This window comes from Alteromonas sp. 07-89-2, assembly GCF_013113925.1.
Classification (GTDB): Bacteria; Pseudomonadota; Gammaproteobacteria; order Enterobacterales; family Alteromonadaceae; genus Alteromonas; species Alteromonas macleodii.
The window spans coordinates 168,397-185,439 of the sequence record NZ_VTYM01000001.1; the positions used below are offsets into that span (position 1 = coordinate 168,397).

Annotated in this window: 16 protein-coding genes; 6 read left to right on the plus strand and 10 right to left on the minus strand. The window is 45.4% G+C overall.

Annotated elements, in window-relative coordinates; all coding sequences use genetic code 11:
* Nucleotides 1-35: 35 nt before the first annotated feature.
* Nucleotides 36-554, plus strand: coding sequence for a DUF6436 domain-containing protein (locus tag F0261_RS00710; RefSeq protein WP_171336953.1), 519 nt, complete (start codon nucleotides 36-38; stop codon nucleotides 552-554).
* A 122-nt stretch (nucleotides 555-676) separates the two neighbouring features.
* Nucleotides 677-1,417, plus strand: coding sequence for a MauE/DoxX family redox-associated membrane protein (locus tag F0261_RS00715; RefSeq protein ID WP_069943519.1), 741 nt, complete (start codon nucleotides 677-679; stop codon nucleotides 1,415-1,417).
* A gap of 95 nt (nucleotides 1,418-1,512) precedes the next feature.
* On the opposite strand, the gene F0261_RS00720 is transcribed toward F0261_RS00715, so the two are convergent.
* From F0261_RS00720 to F0261_RS00745, 6 genes are all read right to left on the minus strand, one after another.
* Nucleotides 1,513-2,493 carry a histone deacetylase family protein gene (locus tag F0261_RS00720; RefSeq protein ID WP_014947830.1) on the minus strand — a complete coding sequence of 327 codons (981 nt, stop codon included), beginning with the start codon at nucleotides 2,491-2,493 and terminating at the stop codon, nucleotides 1,513-1,515.
* A complete protein-coding gene (locus F0261_RS00725; RefSeq protein WP_014947829.1) occupies nucleotides 2,490-4,331 on the minus strand; it encodes a bifunctional acetyl-CoA hydrolase/transferase family protein/GNAT family N-acetyltransferase in 1,842 nt (613 codons plus the stop codon). Before F0261_RS00725 ends, F0261_RS00720 begins: the two co-directional genes overlap by 4 nt.
* Nucleotides 4,332-4,444: 113 nt before the next feature.
* On the minus strand, nucleotides 4,445-4,942 hold the full coding sequence (locus F0261_RS00730) for an alpha/beta hydrolase (protein ID WP_014947828.1): 498 nt from the start codon (nucleotides 4,940-4,942) through the stop codon (nucleotides 4,445-4,447).
* Between the two features lie 56 nt (nucleotides 4,943-4,998).
* On the minus strand, nucleotides 4,999-8,097 hold the full coding sequence (locus tag F0261_RS00735; RefSeq protein ID WP_014947827.1) for an efflux RND transporter permease subunit: 3,099 nt from the start codon (nucleotides 8,095-8,097) through the stop codon (nucleotides 4,999-5,001).
* 21 nt (nucleotides 8,098-8,118) lie between these two features.
* On the minus strand, nucleotides 8,119-9,264 hold the full coding sequence (locus tag F0261_RS00740) for an efflux RND transporter periplasmic adaptor subunit (protein ID WP_014947826.1): 1,146 nt from the start codon (nucleotides 9,262-9,264) through the stop codon (nucleotides 8,119-8,121).
* Between the two features lie 316 nt (nucleotides 9,265-9,580).
* Nucleotides 9,581-10,252: a DNA-J related domain-containing protein gene (locus F0261_RS00745; RefSeq protein ID WP_061438997.1), complete on the minus strand. Its 672-nt coding sequence runs from the start codon at nucleotides 10,250-10,252 to the stop codon at nucleotides 9,581-9,583.
* 196 nt (nucleotides 10,253-10,448) lie between these two features.
* Here F0261_RS00745 and F0261_RS00750 point away from each other — a divergent pair, with 196 nt between their 5' ends.
* Nucleotides 10,449-11,165 (plus strand): DUF1499 domain-containing protein, encoded by a 717-nt coding sequence (locus F0261_RS00750; protein WP_014975331.1) that lies wholly within the window; start codon nucleotides 10,449-10,451, stop codon nucleotides 11,163-11,165.
* Between the two features lie 74 nt (nucleotides 11,166-11,239).
* On the opposite strand, the gene F0261_RS00755 is transcribed toward F0261_RS00750, so the two are convergent.
* Both F0261_RS00755 and F0261_RS00760 read right to left on the minus strand, forming a co-directional pair.
* The gene (locus F0261_RS00755; protein ID WP_014947823.1) at nucleotides 11,240-11,557 is read right to left on the minus strand and encodes a multidrug efflux SMR transporter; all 318 of its coding nucleotides are present in this window, start codon (nucleotides 11,555-11,557) and stop codon (nucleotides 11,240-11,242) included.
* A 115-nt stretch (nucleotides 11,558-11,672) separates the two neighbouring features.
* A complete protein-coding gene (locus F0261_RS00760; RefSeq protein WP_014975330.1) occupies nucleotides 11,673-12,275 on the minus strand; it encodes a LysE/ArgO family amino acid transporter in 603 nt (200 codons plus the stop codon).
* Nucleotides 12,276-12,452: 177 nt separating this feature from the next.
* Between F0261_RS00760 and F0261_RS00765 the strand changes: the two genes are divergently transcribed.
* Nucleotides 12,453-13,337, plus strand: a complete 885-nt coding sequence (locus F0261_RS00765; RefSeq protein WP_171336954.1) for an ArgP/LysG family DNA-binding transcriptional regulator — start codon at nucleotides 12,453-12,455, stop codon at nucleotides 13,335-13,337.
* A gap of 41 nt (nucleotides 13,338-13,378) precedes the next feature.
* On the opposite strand, the gene F0261_RS00770 is transcribed toward F0261_RS00765, so the two are convergent.
* Both F0261_RS00770 and F0261_RS00775 read right to left on the minus strand, forming a co-directional pair.
* Nucleotides 13,379-14,926, minus strand: a complete 1,548-nt coding sequence (locus F0261_RS00770; protein WP_239244780.1) for a diguanylate cyclase — start codon at nucleotides 14,924-14,926, stop codon at nucleotides 13,379-13,381.
* A 222-nt stretch (nucleotides 14,927-15,148) separates the two neighbouring features.
* Nucleotides 15,149-15,457 carry a hypothetical protein gene (locus F0261_RS00775; protein WP_014975326.1) on the minus strand — a complete coding sequence of 103 codons (309 nt, stop codon included), beginning with the start codon at nucleotides 15,455-15,457 and terminating at the stop codon, nucleotides 15,149-15,151.
* A 224-nt stretch (nucleotides 15,458-15,681) separates the two neighbouring features.
* Between F0261_RS00775 and F0261_RS00780 the strand changes: the two genes are divergently transcribed.
* Together F0261_RS00780 and F0261_RS00785 are read left to right on the plus strand one after the other, a co-directional pair.
* The gene (locus F0261_RS00780) at nucleotides 15,682-16,149 is read left to right on the plus strand and encodes a hypothetical protein (RefSeq protein WP_014947817.1); all 468 of its coding nucleotides are present in this window, start codon (nucleotides 15,682-15,684) and stop codon (nucleotides 16,147-16,149) included.
* A gap of 137 nt (nucleotides 16,150-16,286) precedes the next feature.
* Nucleotides 16,287-16,958: an OmpW family protein gene (locus F0261_RS00785; RefSeq protein WP_061438989.1), complete on the plus strand. Its 672-nt coding sequence runs from the start codon at nucleotides 16,287-16,289 to the stop codon at nucleotides 16,956-16,958.
* Nucleotides 16,959-17,043 lie beyond the last annotated feature (85 nt).

Here is a 17,043-nt window from a genome sequence, read left to right on the forward strand (position 1 = left end):
CAAAGCGCTAGAAGCACGCTGTTGGCATTTGGGTTATGCATAAAAAAACAAGCTGGATACTTTTGTTGTTATGGGCGGTGAGTTTACTCACCGCCTTGTTGGTTTACGGTCAGCGCCAGCTTTCTTCCTTCGACCCAAATGGTGATTTACTTCACCGCACAACAGCGCCTAATTTTGACGCTTCACTTGTCGAACTACTAAACGAACAAAACATTGCCCCTGGTTCTGTTATTCATGTGGGAACGCAGTCTCATTGCTACTGTGAAACGTTAACTACACCTCACCAAACTCAGCTATTAACAAAGCTAGGAAATGACTTTCATCAAGTCAGAGTGAATATAGAAGACGTACCAGAACTCGCCGCTATGCTTGATGCAGTGCCCGCGCTTATAGTTTTAGACATGCAAAATCAGCTTCGCTATTTAGGTCCATACGCAACGGGCTACGGATGCTTTACCGGAAAGAACCTTGTCGAACAGGTTGTAAGCTATACTACACAACTCCCCTACAACGGTGCGGTAATTAACACTGATGCAACTGGATGCTTCTGTTAAACCCTTGGCATGGATTATGTAACTTATCTTTGTATATCGTGATATCACTATAAACATGGCAGAAGGCGCGCATATTTTGCGCACTAGGTGCCGTTTCGTGAAAGGTTTACAAGGAGTCCACAATGTCAAAGCGCGCCGTTCTTTATCGCATGGTTACCCCTGATCACATTTGTCCCTTCGGACTTAAGTCGAAAGATTTGCTAGAAAGAAAGGGCTACGATGTTGAAGACCATCACTTGTCCAACCGAAGTGAAACTGACGCTTTTAAAGAGAAGCATAATGTGAAAACCACGCCGCAAACGTTTATCGATGATAAGCGAATTGGTGGCTATGATGACTTACGAGATTATTTCAATTTGAAGCAAGAAAGTGAGTTCGGTTCGCGCTACACACCTATCATTGTGATTTTTTCTTTAGCCGCCCTTGTGGTATTTGCGCTCATGCTAAAAGGTGGACTCCCGACAGGTATTGAACCTTTCATAATGAATTTCATTGGCGTCACCATGGTGATCCTCGCATTACAAAAACTACAGGACATTGTAGCGTTCTCAAATCAATTCATTACTTATGACTTACTGGCAATGAAGCACGTAAGGTACGCGTATGTGTACCCTTTCGCAGAAGCGTTTGCTGGGCTTGGTATGCTAGCGGGGCTTCCCGCACTATTAGTTTCACCTGTTTCTATTTTTATCGGCGCAATAGGTGCAGTTTCAGTTATTAAAGCGGTATATATCGATAAACGTGAACTTAAGTGCGCCTGTGTGGGCGGTAATTCAGACCTTCCTCTTGGGTTTATCTCGCTTACCGAAAACCTTGCCATGTTAGGTGCTGGCCTTTACATGCTTACACGATGGATAGCCTAAGTTAAATGAAGGCTGATGCACCGGTGTTGAGCTGGTATCTATTACCGTGTTTACCCGTTGAATTAACAACACGATAATTCACTTGCTATGAGACCCTATTGAGTTTCTTCAATAGGGCGGCTCATACCTTTAAGGTGCGACACCACACTGCGGCCTAGTGCACTTAAATCGTAGCCACCTTCTAACATGCTGACTATGCGACCATGGCAACACTCGTCAGCCACTGCGCGAAGTTGTTGGCTTATCCAGAAATAATCGTCTTCCACCAGTCGCAAATGCGCCATAGGATCTTCTGCGTGGGCATCAAAACCCGCTGAGATAAAAATCAGCTCAGGTTGAAAGTTGCGCAATGCGTTAAACCAGTGCTGCACTTTTTCTCTAAATACTTCACCTGTAGAGCCTGCTTCTAGCGGCACAGAAAGAATATTACTTGCCGACACCGGTGAACCACTGTGTGGATAAAAAGGATGCTGGAAACTGCTGCAAAGCATGATGCGTTGATCGCCAGCAACAATTTGCTCGGTACCGTTTCCGTGGTGAACATCAAAATCGATTATGGCAACGCGCTTTAGTTCATAGTTTTGAAGGGCATAGCGCGCAGCTATAACAATGTTATTAAAAATACAGAAGCCCATGGCGCTGTCGTATGTAGCGTGGTGACCTGGCGGCCTTGTCGCGCAGAACGCCTGCCTGTCACTGCCTTCCATAACCCAATCCACCGCATTACATCCCGCACCAGCCGACTCAAGTGCTGCATTTAAGCTGTGTCGCATCAAGCCGGTATCTTCGTCTAACCATGCCACGTTATCCTTGCGTTCGGAATAGAGCGTTTTTTCGTGGTCGCTAAATATGGACTGAGCCGCATGCTCAAACACACTTTTCACATAGTAAGGGTCGTGGGCTAGCTTAAGATAAGCTTCAGCAATAGGCGTAGCATCAGCGTGCTCACACACCATATCGAGTCCAGAAGACAGTAATTGGTCGTCTATGGCGAACAGGCGATCCGGTGACTCGGGATGATCTTTCCCTAAGTCGTGTTTAGTGCCGTGTTTGCCGCGAAAAATTTTAATTGTCATGCGAGTGATGCCACATCTAGTACTAACTCTATGTCACTGGGGTCGCCAGTGAACTTCCGTTTAAATTGCGCTTGCTCGAAAATGGCAATCATCGGGCTGTTGTCGCCACGCACGTAGGCCATCATCTTTGCAATGCCTCGTTTTTTCGCAACGTTGATCAATTCGTTTAGCAGCCTGCTTGCCATCCCCTTCCCTTGCTGGGTTTCACGGGTAACAAACGCTGCTTCACAGGTATTGTCATTTGGATTGAAGTAAAAACGCCCTACTGCGTGAATGGTAATACGGGAGCCTTCTTGCCTTACAATACATAACGCCGCATCTGAGCTTTGATCCACCGACACCAAATTACACGACTTTTCGCGCGACATTTGCTTCGGGTCGTAGTTGTAACGCAGCCTTAGTGTTTCTTTCGTATGGGAGTAAAAGAATTCCTGCAAACGCCTTTCATCGGCGGGGTTCAGCGGGCGCATGTAATAGGTTTCCCCCTGAATATTCAGTTTTTTAAGCTGAATAGCACCCAGTTCAGGAATATCGGTTGGGTACTTTTCCTGATAATGAGGTACCCAATAATGCTGTCTTACTTCTTCTAAGAGCGCTGCACGGAATTTGGGGTGTGCCACACGAATAAGTTCCAATGCACGCTCTCGAATGCTTTTGCCTTTAAGCGATGCTATGCCGTATTCGGTCACCACGTACTGAACATTGCCCCGCGAAGTAACAACACCCGCCCCTTCACTTATACGGGGTGTGATACGGGAAATGGTTTCATTTTTGGCAGTAGAAGGCAGCGCTATAATCGCTTTCCCACCTTTACTGATAGACGCGCCCGTTACGAAATCAACTTGCCCGCCTATGCCACTGTAAAAGTCGTAGCCCAATGAATCGGCGACGACCTGACCGGTTAAATCCACTTCAAGCGCACTGTTAATGGCAACCATATTATCGTTCTTGGCAATATTGGTGGGTTTGTTTACGTAGCTACTTGGATAAAATTCAATGTGAGGGTTGCTGTCGATTAAATCGTAAAGCTGGCGAGTACCAATAGCAAAGCTAGTAACAATTTTACCGGGGTGGAAAGTCTTCTTCTTGTTGGTGATAGCGCCCGACTCCAACAGTTCAATAATACTGTCGGTGAGCATTTCGCTGTGAATGCCTAAGTCTTTATGGTTACACAGATATTTAAGGGTAGCACTCGGTATTTTCCCAATACCAAATTGCAGCGTTGCGCCATCATCCACCAGCATTGAAACATACTGACCAATTCGCTCTGCCACCGAATCGATAGGCGGCGGCGTTACTTCAACAAGTGGCTCTTCGGCTTCAATGCAGGCCGTTATTTCGCTGATATGAATATAAGAGTGCCCGGCGGTTCTTGGCACCTGAGGATTAATTTGAGCAATGACCTTTTTGCTTTGTCTGATTGCTGACATAGCAATATCCACTGCAGGACCCAGTGAGCAATAGCCGAATTCATCGGGTGGGCTTACGTTAACCAGCGCAGCATCCAGTGCCAGCGTACCGTCGCTGAATAAGCTTGATATTTCAGACAGGAAAACGGGGGTATAGTCAGCGCGGCCCTCATCGACCGCCTTACGCATGGCTTCGCCACCAATGAAGAATGTATTCGCTTTAAAGAGGTTTTTATACTCTTCTTTCACCCATCGGGTGTCGCCTAAAGCCAGCATATGAACCAGCTCGATGTCGCTAAACCCTTCGCTGTTATCAATGAGATGCTGCACTAGTGCATGCGGCACCGAGGCATTTCCGCCAACAAAGACACGGCAACCAGACTTTATCAGCGACGACCATTGTGGCGCTTGAGGTAAACTAAATGTCATTTCCATCTGCCCTGTTTTAAGCAATAACTCATCATGCCATAAAAACAGGCGCTTTCCCGCATTTGCGTAAGCGTGAACTATAAGCGATTGGTCGTAGGCTTACCGATTCATCATTAGTATCGAAATTTTTCCAACCAATTTCTGAAAAACGGAGAAATAACAGATTTGCTGTTCGCGAGGCGATGGCCGTCATTAAGTAATAAGAGCTGAGCTTTTTGATGGCGCGCGTACTTTAAGCTATTTTCGATAGGCACGATATCGTCATTCCAGCCGTGCACTAGGCTCACGTAGCCGTCGTAGGGGAACCGTTGAATTTCGTAGTTTGGCAAATACAGTGCAGGAGCCATAAGGAATACGCCTCGTGCCGAGATTTGGCTTGCTGCGGCAAGTGATACATAGCCGCCCATGCTTGAGCCAACCAGAACAACATCATTGCACTTTTCAGCAATAAACTCTTTAAGTCGCGCTAGGCGAGCTTCCGGGCAGTCGAGATCTTGATAATCAATACTCTCGACGCCAAAACCCATATCGCTCGCTACATTTGAAAGCGTTGTTATTTTACTGCCCCATGGACCGCTTTCTTTGCCGTGAGAAAAAACAACGGTGGTCATTACCGATATCCCTATTCAAAAATGAAAAGTTTTTCCCACTCTAGCGCACTTGCTTGTTACTTGTCTTCCCTGTGAAAGAGTTTTTCTACCAGCACATAGAACATGGGCACGAAGAAAATCGCCAAGAAGGTAGCGGCGAACATACCACCCATAACCGCAATACCTATTGCATTTTGGCTGGCTGCGCCTGCTCCGCTAGCTAGTGCTAACGGCGTTACTCCCAAAATAAACGCCATTGACGTCATTAGAATTGGGCGGAAACGCTGAGAGGCTGCATTTGAAACCGCAGTCATTAAATCTTCGCCGTTTTCGTACTGCTCTTTTGCAAATTCGACAATAAGAATAGCGTTTTTCGCCGCCAAACCTACGGTAGTCAAAAACGCTACTTGCAGGTACACATCGTTCGGCAAGTTGAAAATAAACGCAGCGGTTACAGAGCCGAGAATCCCCAAAGGTACCACTAACATAACGGCGAATGGCACAGACCAGCTTTCGTACAGGGCTGCTAAGCACAAGAAAACAATCAAGATTGATAGTGCGTAAAGCATAGGTGCTTGCGAGCCTGCTTCCTGCTCTTCATAAGATAGGCCTGACCATTCAATTGCGAAGCCTGGCGGTAACTGCTCAACCAATTTCTGCATTTCAGCCATTGCTTCACCCGAAGAGATACCTTCAGCAGCACTACCTTGAATATTGACAGACGACACGCCGTTAAAACGCTCTAACTTAGGTGAGCCATAAACCCATTCAGTGGTCGAGAACGTGTTAAACGCCACCATCTCGCCGTCGCTGTTGCGAACAAACCACTTATCCAAGTCTTCAGGGGTCATGCGATGAGGCAAATCTGCCTGCATGTAAACACGCTTAATTCGACCTTTATCAATGAAGTCATTTACGTAGCTGGACCCCCACGCTATTTGAAGCGCGTTATTGATCTCACTTAAATTCAATCCAAGTGCCGACGCTTTCTCGCTATCAATATTGATTTTAAATTGAGGTACATCGCTTAAACCATTGGGGCGAACACCCGCCAGCTTTGGATTCTGCGCTGCCATGCCCAACAGCTGATTACGCGCATTCATCAGCGCTTCGTGACCATTTCCACCACGGTCGACAAGCTGCATATCAAAGCCCGTTGCATTACCTAGTTCCATGATAGGCGGAGGCACTATAGGAAAGGCTGAGGCATCTTGAATTTGGCTAAACGCGCCAAAAGCTCGGTTCATCACTGCAAACGCAGAATTATTTTCGTCTCTTACGCTCCAGTCGTTGAAGTTTAAGAAAGCCATACCTGCGTTTTGCGCCTGACCCGCAAAGCTAAAGCCCACAACCGCGAACATGCCGTTAACCGCGTCTTGTTCTTGTTCAAGAATATAGTCTTCCACTTGCTTGATAGACTCGAGCGTACGGCCAGCCGTTGCACCAGGCGGTGTGCTTACCAACACCATCATACGCCCTTGGTCTTCATCTGGAAGAAACGCACCAGGAAGCTGGCTGAAAATAAATGCCATACCACCTACCAGCAAACCATAAACAACGAAATAGCGCTTAAAGCGTTGCGCCATATGAGTTGTAGTCTTTTGATAGCGATCGCGGCCTTTGTTAAACGTGCGGTTAAACCAGCCAAAGAAGCCTTTGTTCTTGTCATGGTTTTCCGGATGCTTTTTCAATAACGTGGCGCACAAAGACGGTGAAAGGACGATAGCGACCAATACCGAAAATGCCATAGCCGACACGATAGTAACCGAGAACTGACGATAAATAGCGCCTGCTGAGCCGCTGAAGAACGCCATTGGGATAAATACCGTTGAAAGCACGGCAGCAATACCAACAAGTGCACCTGTGATTTGAGTCATCGACTTTTTGGTGGCTTCGGCAGGTGAGAGACCTTCCTCTTCCATAATACGTTCAACGTTTTCCACCACCACGATGGCATCATCTACGAGCAGACCGATAGCAAGTACCATAGCAAACATGGTTAGCACGTTAATACTAAAGCCAAATGCCAGTAGCACAGCAAAGGTGCCGAGCAATACCACAGGTACCGCAATGGTAGGGATCAACGTTGCACGCCAATTTTGAAGGAACAGTAGCATCACCAAGAATACCAGTACTACCGCTTCAATAAGCGTATGTACTACCGACTCGATAGACAGCTCGATAAAAGGAGAACTATCAACCGGGTAAACCACTTTAACTGTATCTGGCAAATTCGAGCGCAGTTCTTCAACTCGGGCTTTTACTGCCTTAATGGTATCTAGTGCGTTTGCGCCAGAGGCAAGGCTTATCGCCATACCTGATGCAGGCTTGCGATCGTATCGAACAATAACGTCGTAGCTTTGCGCACCCAGTTCAACACGCGCAACGTCACGCACGCGAACCTGAGAACCATCGGTATTTACGCGAAGTACGATGTTTTCGAAATCTTCAACGGTTTGAAGGCGACTTTGCGCTTGAATAGTCGCGTTAATTTGCTGATTTTCTATTGCAGGCATGCCACCTAATTGACCAGCAGACACATCTGTATTTTGTACCTGAACGGCGCCTTGAACGTCAGTAGGTGTAAGATTGTAGCTGTACAGTTTATCTGGATCTAACCATATACGCATTGAACGCTGCGCACCGAATACCCGTACATTTCCCACCCCATTAACACGGGAAATCGGGTCGCGAAATTGAGAAACTAACAGGTCGCTCAGGTCATATTGCGTCATTGAGTCGTCTTCAGAATAGAAGCCAACTGCCAATGCAAATGCGCTATTTGCTTTAGTTACGGTTACCCCTTGTTGCTGTACTTGAGTAGGCAACAGTGGCAGTGCACCCTGCACCTTATTCTGAGTTTGTACTTGCGCAATATCAGGATCAGCACCAGGCTCAAAAGTGAGCGTAATAGACATGCTGCTGTTCGAACTGCTTGCCGAGAAATAACGTAGGTTATCAATTCCCGTCAGGCTTTGTTCTATTACCTGAGTAACCGAGTTCTCTACGGTTTCTGCAGATGCTCCAGGATACGTTGCTGAGATAGTCACCGAGGGCGGTGCCACCTTGGGATATTGTTCAATGGGGAGTGAGGTAATTGCCAACACACCCGCCATCATTGTGATAATTGCCAGCACCCATGCAAACACGGGCCTGTCTATAAAGAAACGAGCCATATTACTTAAATCCCTTGTTTGCTATCGTGAGCCACGTGATGATGGTTGCCACTCTGACGGATTAACTTTCGCGCCAGGCTTCACCTTCTGATATCCAGTTACAATTACCTTTTCGCCTTCGCTCACACCGCTTAGGGCAACATATTGGTCTCGATAGATTTTGCCTATTTCCAAAGTACGGCCTTCAACTTCGTTGTTTTGGTTAACAACATAAACTGAAAGCGAACCGTCTGGTTGGCGTGTCGTTGCGCGTTGAGGAACAAGCAGCGCATTTTCGCGTCCAGTAATGACGTGGCCTTTCACAAACAAGCCAGGCAGCAATACACCATCTGGATTTGGCATTTCAGCACGAAGGGTTACCGACCCAGTGGTCTCATCAACCGTTACCTCAGAAAATTTAACGCTACCTGTTTGGTCGTAACGCTTGCCTGTTACTTCATCTACCGTTAATTCAACATCCATCGAACCTTGGTTTCTCATTGACTGACGAAGCGTAATAATTGACGCACCTGACTCCTGCATATCAATGAAAACTGGGTCAAGCTGTGTAATGGTTGCAAGTTGCTGAGATTGGTTCGTAGTAACAAGGGTACCTTCAGTAACAAAAGAGCGGCTAATACGTCCGCTAATTGGGGCGTACACTTTGGTGTAACCCATGTTAACCTTCGCTACGTCAACAGCTGCCTCAGCTACGCTAATTGCCGCTTGCGCTTGATCTTTCTGAGCAATTACGTCGTCATATTCTTGTTTGCTTACCGCGTTTTGCGCAACAAGGTCGTCATAGCGTCGCGCCTTTGCTTCCAACGTTTTAAGGTTCGCTTGAACGCTTTTCAAATCGGCCTTTGCGCTATTTAACTGTGCTAGATAACGGGCTTCGTCAATTTGATAAAGCTGTTGTCCTTTTTCTACATGTGCGCCTTCTTCAAACAAGCGTTCCGTAATAACACCATCTACCTGAGGACGCACCTGAGATTGACGAGACGGGCTTACTCGGCCCGGTAACACCATTTCATGTACTACAGGTTCTTGTTTCAGTGTAACTACCGATACTGAGGGTGCAGGCATACCTTGCTGAGCACCTTGCTGTGCTTGCTCGCCTTCGTTCGAACACCCAATAACGCCGACAAGGGTTATTAATGCTGCAGTAACATAAAAAATGCGACTCATAAATTTTCTATTTCCCAATAACTTTTTGTACAGAACACGGCCTTTGCTCTGCATATCCAATTTTAAAATTAAAGCTTATTGCTTCCGGTGCACCGAATTATCTAGCGCATTTCAAAGCCTGAAACTGCGATAATTGGTTTTGAAGTGGCATAGTTAAGCGATCATTGATACGGATCTACGCTCTTATAGGTCATATTGTGCGCATTTACAGATGATAATAAAAGTCAATGAAGTTGAAATTACTGAAGTTGTCGGTCAAATACCTGAGCGTGTATACGTTATACGAATAAAGCGAAATCACAGCGCACTTAACGTTCTATTTTAACGAATAATACCCCAGCAATAACTGGTAGGCGTGAATGACGTCTTGGGCTTCCTGTTGCGTTCCTCCCTTATCAGGGTGAACCAACTGCAGGGCTTTTTTATATACTCGTTTTAGTACCGACAAAGAAACATGTTCATCTTGGGGTAGGCCCAGAAGCGCGTGGGCATCAACAATACCTTCCTGCTCAAAGGTGTGCGCGTTTCCTGAGGCCATGCGCTGCCAAAACGCATTAAGCAGTGCATCTACACTTTTTCTGTCGGCCTTCTCAAAATTGCCCCAGTCTAAGTAGTATTCAGCTAAGGCATCAGCTTCGGTTATTGCTCCAACCTTATCTTGGCTTTTTTTATCATTGTCGCTGCGAGCACTTTCTTGGTTTAGCTTAATATTAAGAGTATGAATGTCTAGCACGCCTTCGCCCTGTTCTATCCAACTATGTTTAAGTTGGTAAAGGGCGTGAAACACAATGAAATGGGTTTTAAAGAGCATTAAAGGCTCTCGTAACGAAGCGTCATCAAAAAAGTGATATGGCGCTTTTTTCAAAATCTCAATGAGCTCATACTCGCTCACACCACGTTGAAAAAGCGGCTTTTGTGTCGATAACGTATCAACAAGTAGTTCGGCTTGAAGCACGTAAGCTTCGCTGGCATCAGGCTGATTTTGCAAAACTAATTACCTTGCTTTAAATAGGGTTCATCCAGGGCCTGCTGGTCTTTAATGTACGTTAAAGACCAACAGCCCTAGTGTACAAACATGTTAAATATTGGCCTAGTACCGATTTTATTGCTAGAAAGTAATCCAAAACACAACGTTCACTGTTAAAGTAGCTTAGTAAAAATAAAATAATAACTTTGGAGTTCACTTGAAAGCACTCATTGCCCTTACCAGTATTGTCGGTTTCCTTATGGTGGTATTACCCGGCCCACTTTATCAGTATGCCGGTGTGAGTTTAGGCACCGCATTTACTTCACTGCGATTTGGCGTGTATGTGGGCGGCGCAGCGTTGATACTCATTATTTTGCAGGTTTTGATTAACCGTAAAAACGTTAGCTGGGGAAGCACCTTTATCTGTGCCATTCTTGCCCTGGTTGCTGTGGGAATGCCGGTGAGCATGATGAGCAAAGCCAGCGCAGTTCCTCCGATCCATGACATTACTACCGATGTCACTAATCCGCCGGAGTTCGTTGCAATTGCTCCGCTACGCGAAGGTGCGCCTAACTCCATCGCTTACGAAGGCGGTGAAGTCACTAAGCAGCAACTAGAAGCTTACCCTGAAATTAAAACTCAATTGCTGCCGCAACCTGCAAATGAGGTCTTCATCGCTGCAGAAAAAGCCATAGAGGCGCTTGGATGGGAACGCGTTAATGAAGGCGCATTGCCGAACACCTTAGAAGCCACCGACACCACAGCGTGGTTTGGTTTTAAAGACGACGTAGTTATTCGTCTAACCGCTAAAAGCGACGACACACTGGTTGATATCCGCAGCAAATCACGAGTAGGGAAAAGTGATTTAGGCAAGAATGCTGAACGTATCGAAACCTTTATGGCAGAGCTTAGAAACCAACTTGGATATCACTAAAACCTGACCACCCGCTTAAAAAACAAAGCCCGTTCGCACTAAGCTAACGGGCTTTTTTGTAATTGGACCTAACTTTAGTGGGCCAACTTTAAGACAACGACTCCTGCAACAATAAGCGCTACGCCGAAATATCGTGCCAATGACGAGGGGTCGCCATAAAACATAACACCCACTAAAAATGTGCCCGCGGCGCCAATTCCTGTCCACACAGCGTACGCCGTACCAATTGGAATTTGTTTTTGCGCCATCCATAAACAAAAACCACTGGCAGCCATAAACCCAACCGCAAGTAAAATACCCATTACGCGGGTTTCCGCCTCTTGTGACATTTTTAGTCCAACAGGCCAACCAATTTCCAGAAGGCCCGCCACAATCAAATAAATCCAGCTCACCAGTCTACCCCTCTCTTCGCGCTCATCGTCAACTATCACAGATGCGTAGCGTACCGTCTTAAATCATAAAGCGTACTCGACGCGTCGTAATATTTTGCTATTTAGCGCTTTTGCCTTACAAACTCGCCAACTGAATACTTACCATACCTAATACCGCAGCATTAAGACGGTTAAACCAACGCCAGAAATTAGGGCGCTGCATATGGTGTGCAAAACGTGCGGTTAAGGTACTCAAACCTACGAACCAAACCACCGATGCACCAATAGCTCCACCCACAAACCACCATTTATTTTCTTGCCACTGACTCGCTAAGTTTCCCATCAATAATAAAGTGTCTAGGTAAAAGTGGGGGTTTAACCAAGTTACTGCCAACGCAATGAGCAATGCTTTTTTGAACGACAGTTGCTTTTTCGCCATTTCTAAAACAAGCGCGTCGTTGGCCAAAGATGATTTTATTTTGTTAAAAGCAATCCACAGTAAGAACGCAACACCAGCCCACTTGGTGATAGACACCAGCATTGGGTATTCCTGCAATAGCAAGCCAAAGCCCATCGCTCCTAAGCTTATTGAGATAGCATCGCTTAGGATAAACAGCAGGACAAATAAGGTTGTCCACTGTCGCTTCATCGATTGCTCAATCAAAAAACTGTTTTGTGCGCCTACTGCAATAATTAGGGTACCGCCCATCACGAAACCACTTGTTGCTGCCGCCAACATGATAAATGCCTCTTAGTGTAAATAAGTTCAAACGCCGTAGCTGTAACGCGGTTTAAGGTTACATGCTGAATAATTGGCTTGATTTTATACACCTTGAAAGACTAAATTAAATTAATGATATTTGTTTTGAATAAGCAAAATTAATACTTATAACCTTCTTTTCACAGGTAGTCATTAATGTTGGATTACGACGCGCTTCGATGCTTTCATGAAGTGTTACGCTACGGCGGATTTGAAAAAGGTGCACAGGCCCTAAACCTCACACAGTCGGCGGTATCGCAAAAAATAAAACGGCTAGAGCAGAGTGTCGGCGGCCCAGTGATGGTTCGCACCAAGCCGCTTCGCGCTACGCCACTGGGAAAAGAGCTGCTGGCGCATATTCAAAAAGTAAGCGTATTAGAAGAAGCGCTGAATATACAAAGTGGATTAGAAGCGTCGGCTGCACCTATAAGCGTTGCCGTGAATAACGATGTGCTTGCTACCTGGTTCTCGCAAGTAATGGCCGCGTTTAGTGATAAGCGTGCCAACCCGATTCATATTGTTAATGCGGATCAAACTCAAACTCGAGACATATTACAGCAAGGTCGTGTAATGGCTTGCATTAGCCAAACAGGTACACCCGTTACCGGTGGGCAATCTTTAAGACTGGGAACCATGCGCTATCAACTTTATGCATCGCCTCGCTTCATTGAGCGATACCTGCATAAAGAAATATCCCCCCAGAGCGTGATGAGTACACCGGGTTTGCTGTACGACGAATACGATGTGACTTTGCTGACTGATTATCAACGAGAGTGTTTAAACATAGCCCCCTCTTTTACAACTTGTCATTGGTATCCATCGTCTCATGGCTTTGTCAAAATGGCGCTAGATGGCGTGGTGTGGGCTTTGCTACCCACGCTTCAAGTTGAACAAGAGGTTAACGAAGGCGATCTCGTTCCGTTATTTCCTCAAAAAGAGCTTGGTGTACCGTTATTTTGGCATTGGACAACCCTTGAATCGGCAGCGCTTGCCGACTTGACCAAAGCCGTAAAGAATATAGCGAAAGCGCAGCTTAAATGACCCTAATACACTGCGTGTGTGATACGTTGCTGGAAGGTTAATTAAGAAGACGCCAATTGAGCCGTCTTATGCTTCTCCTTAACACTGTACATCAGTTTATCTGCTTTATTTAACAGAGTGGTAAGATCTTTGCAGCGTTCATTTGTGATGTATGTGCCTACGCTTGCCGTAACAGAAATAACAACGTTATCGGTTCTAATATCCCTTTCCAGCAGACTGGCTTCTATGCGCGCAGCCAAGCGCTCAGATTGTCCTTCACTGTAACAGTGGCTTAGCACCACAAATTCATCGCCGCCAAGGCGCCCTACTGCATCTTGGTCTCGGCATCGGCTCAGCAGAATTTTAGCAATAACCTGCAGCACTTTATCGCCGCAATGGTGCCCGTAATGATCATTAATCTCTTTGAAGTTATCAACGTCGATAAATAGCAAGGTCAAATATCCTCCTTCCTTGTTGAAGTTAGTAAGCAGACTTTGTGCTATTCCTTCCCATCCACTGCGGTTTAGCACTTTACACAGGGAATCTGTAGACGCACGTTTGAATGCACTAAGCCTGTCGTCATCGAGCTTTTTTACTTTTCTCGACGTGGCAATAGCAAAAATAAACGCTTCAATAGTTATTCCCACAATAAGTCCGTAGCGGTACATAAACGCTGACACGTCTGAAAAAACCAATCGAAACATCATGGAAAACACCATGACAGCAATACCCATTAATACTAAGTTTGAACAATGTACTTTGCGGTAGGCGGCATAAACACAGCTTGATAGCGTACAGGTCATTGTTATCAGCGTGATAAGACTTAGCGTACTATTTACTCTCATCGCATCAGAAGTGGACAGAATGATCTGCACAAATGAAAGTGCCAGTGCCGAACACGCCATTCCCAGAATAAACTGGCGCTGCCATACTTTTAGCAGTGCTTTGAAATCGAGTAGTTGATCAAGAAACCTTACCGCAGCAAATACCGTGATCCCTGCGAATAACAGATGCAGTTTAAAGTTCGAGAAAAAGGCGACATGGGGAAACGCAATGTTCAGTAACCCTTCTTGAAGCAAAAAGAAAATTGCAGCACTGAGCACATAGAAACTGTAGGAGTAAAAGCCGTAGTTGCGCATACTCGTTCCCAGCATTCCTACGTACAAGGTTAACGCTAGGCAAAAGCCAATGAACAAGCTTAATGTGAAGGTATGTATTGACGCCAATGTCTGAAAATCATTTAACGTAGCGATATTTAGCCTAACAGGTCGCTGTACCTGAGAGTTAATATCCAAAAATAGACGCTTATGGGTATTATCTATTGCATAGGACTCAAATGCGCCGGTTAACTTGGGGACTTTTTGCATCTCGCTGTCATACAGCTGATTATAAGAAAGGTAGTTTCTTGGGAAATAGAGAACGTGAGTCGCGTTGACATCGCAGCTTAACGAAAGACGCTGTGCACCTTCTTTAAGTACGATAGACAGAGCACTATCGGTATCAGTATCAGAAGTACCATTTTCAGCATTAATGACGCACGCTGCATTGGCAAACGTGCCGAACGTCAGCAAAATCAACCCAAACAACAAGCGAACAAAATTACGAGACACTCCACATGCCATAGATTTGCTTCCTACTGGTACCGCAGCTAAATCCGTGTAGCAAAAATATCCCTGTACGGCTATTACACAAAGATGAGTTATGAGTATTTATATTCTGGTATAAAAACTCACACCCATTAAGCTTAGTTTAAAAATGTGAGAACGCTGAAAAATATCCTGCGGAATGACAAGAAATGTATACATTGCTTCTGAGCTAACGATTGGTCCCAATTAACGTCTTTCTATGGCTGGAATCTCAATATATGCATCGGGATCAGATTCTTTTAGGGCATTAAGTTTACGTTTTCTTGTCGCTCGCTCATCAATAGTTTCACCAAAAACCTGTACATGTAAGTCGGCAATCAGCGCCTTGCCCTGTTCATTCGTAATTATCCCTAGAAGCTCGCCAGCGTGCATAAATCCTTGTACCCGATATTTCTCAGCATCGACCTTTTTACCGTTTTTGCTGGCTGTATAAAGCGCGATAAGCTGTTCGGTACAAGCATCTAAAAAACGTACCTTCTGTTTCTCATCAATCATTATTTTATTCTTTCCTTCGGTGGCTTGTATTCAGACACCTTAGCGAGATTTTGATGTTATGGGTAGATGTAAGCTTAACTATGCGCCTAACGCCGACTAAGTTAGGCCTATCGATTACTTCAACTAAAGTTCATTGGTGAAATAGCCGTTTGATGCCTACGCTCTCATTAGTGCTAGAAAGAAACTTTCTAGGTAGTCACCGTTAAATTTATGTGAGCATCACTATGCGAGTTCAAATAGCGTTAGGCTTGGTTGCGGCCTTAGTATTTGCCCCCGTTGTTGTTGCAAAGGGAAATGCTCATCATTGGGAAACGTCACCCCATCATTTATCTGCATTGGTAGGTACCACTTACACAAAAGAGTGCGGAAACGCTTTTACACTAGGTATCGATTACGAATACCGTGTGAGCGACTTTTTAGGCGTAGGCTTTGTGGCTGAATACGCGTTTGAAGACTTAGACGCTTACACCTACCTGCTTGTTGCTGACCTGCACATTACCAATAATTTTATTGCACAAATAGGCCCCGGCGTTGAGTTCCACGGCAGCCATAAAATGGAGGTGGCCCGGTTAGGCTTTTTGTATGAGTTTGAAGTATCGGGGGTTACCATATCGCCGCAGCTTCATTACGACTATCATCGAAATCATAAAAGTGCAGTGGTTGCAGGTCTGGCAATTGGTATGTCGTTTTGATTACAGCGCAATACTGCGCGGTTTTTATCTTTTTATATAACGAAGGCTTTTAATCTAACGTTAATCTTCTAGAAAGTTCTTTTTAAGTAAGTCTGTTTAGTCTTATCTGTGTTCAATTATCAGACTGAGAGACTACGATGAAAAACTTAGCTTTAGCACTAACCGCCCTTCCCTTTATAGCTTCAGCATCCAGTGCAGTTGCATTTGAAAAAGGCGACATTCTCGTCCGAGGTGGCTTTGCCACGGTTGCACCTGATGAATCGTCTTCAAACATTAACGTGGGTGATGACTTGGGTTTTGGCCTGACCATTGATAACAACACGCAGTTGGGCCTCACCGCGGCCTATTTCATCACGGATAGGGTTAACGTAGAAGTATTAGCCGCAACGCCGTTTACACATGACGTTAATTTCGCTGTCGATAACCCATTAGGAACAGGTAACCAGCTAGGCGAAGTAACCCACCTTCCGCCCACAGTGACGGTTAACTATTACTTTAACGATCCATCAAGTGCTTTTCAGCCCTATGTGGGTGCGGGCCTAAACTATACGTTTATTTATGACGAGCAATTTACGGGAGCTAATGAAGAGGCAGGGCTTAGTGACTTATCTCTAGATAACTCGTTTGGCTTAGCCGCACAAGTGGGAATAGACTATCAGTTAAGCGAAAGATGGTTTTTGAATGCCGCAGTTCGTTGGATAGATATAGACACAGAAGCAAGCTTCAACCTAGGTGATACCCGGGGCTCTGTGAGCGCTATTGAAATAGACCCCTTTGTCTATGCTATTTCGCTAGGTTACCGGTTTTAGGTAACCGTTTAATGCGTAGGCAGTTATGAGTGGAAACCCAGTCTTGAGCTGAGAAGCCTAAAATAAACAAGAGCTAATCTACGAC

Bases quoted from the DNA above. Each gene is read 5' to 3' on its own strand.
- F0261_RS00710 (WP_171336953.1), top strand. From the start codon at position 36: ATGCATAAAAAAACAAGCTGGATACTTTTGTTGTTATGGGCGGTGAGT.
- F0261_RS00775 (WP_014975326.1), bottom strand. From the start codon at position 15,457: ATGATTGATGAGAAACAGAAGGTACGTTTTTTAGATGCTTGTACCGAA.
- F0261_RS00720 (WP_014947830.1), bottom strand. From the start codon at position 2,493: ATGACAATTAAAATTTTTCGCGGCAAACACGGCACTAAACACGACTTA.
- F0261_RS00725 (WP_014947829.1), bottom strand. From the start codon at position 4,331: ATGACATTTAGTTTACCTCAAGCGCCACAATGGTCGTCGCTGATAAAG.
- F0261_RS00760 (WP_014975330.1), bottom strand. From the start codon at position 12,275: ATGTTGGCGGCAGCAACAAGTGGTTTCGTGATGGGCGGTACCCTAATT.
- F0261_RS00740 (WP_014947826.1), bottom strand. From the start codon at position 9,264: ATGAGTCGCATTTTTTATGTTACTGCAGCATTAATAACCCTTGTCGGC.
- F0261_RS00780 (WP_014947817.1), top strand. From the start codon at position 15,682: ATGCGAGTTCAAATAGCGTTAGGCTTGGTTGCGGCCTTAGTATTTGCC.
- F0261_RS00785 (WP_061438989.1), top strand. From the start codon at position 16,287: ATGAAAAACTTAGCTTTAGCACTAACCGCCCTTCCCTTTATAGCTTCA.
- F0261_RS00730 (WP_014947828.1), bottom strand. From the start codon at position 4,942: ATGACCACCGTTGTTTTTTCTCACGGCAAAGAAAGCGGTCCATGGGGC.
- F0261_RS00735 (WP_014947827.1), bottom strand. From the start codon at position 8,097: ATGGCTCGTTTCTTTATAGACAGGCCCGTGTTTGCATGGGTGCTGGCA.
- F0261_RS00715 (WP_069943519.1), top strand. From the start codon at position 677: ATGTCAAAGCGCGCCGTTCTTTATCGCATGGTTACCCCTGATCACATT.
- F0261_RS00765 (WP_171336954.1), top strand. From the start codon at position 12,453: ATGTTGGATTACGACGCGCTTCGATGCTTTCATGAAGTGTTACGCTAC.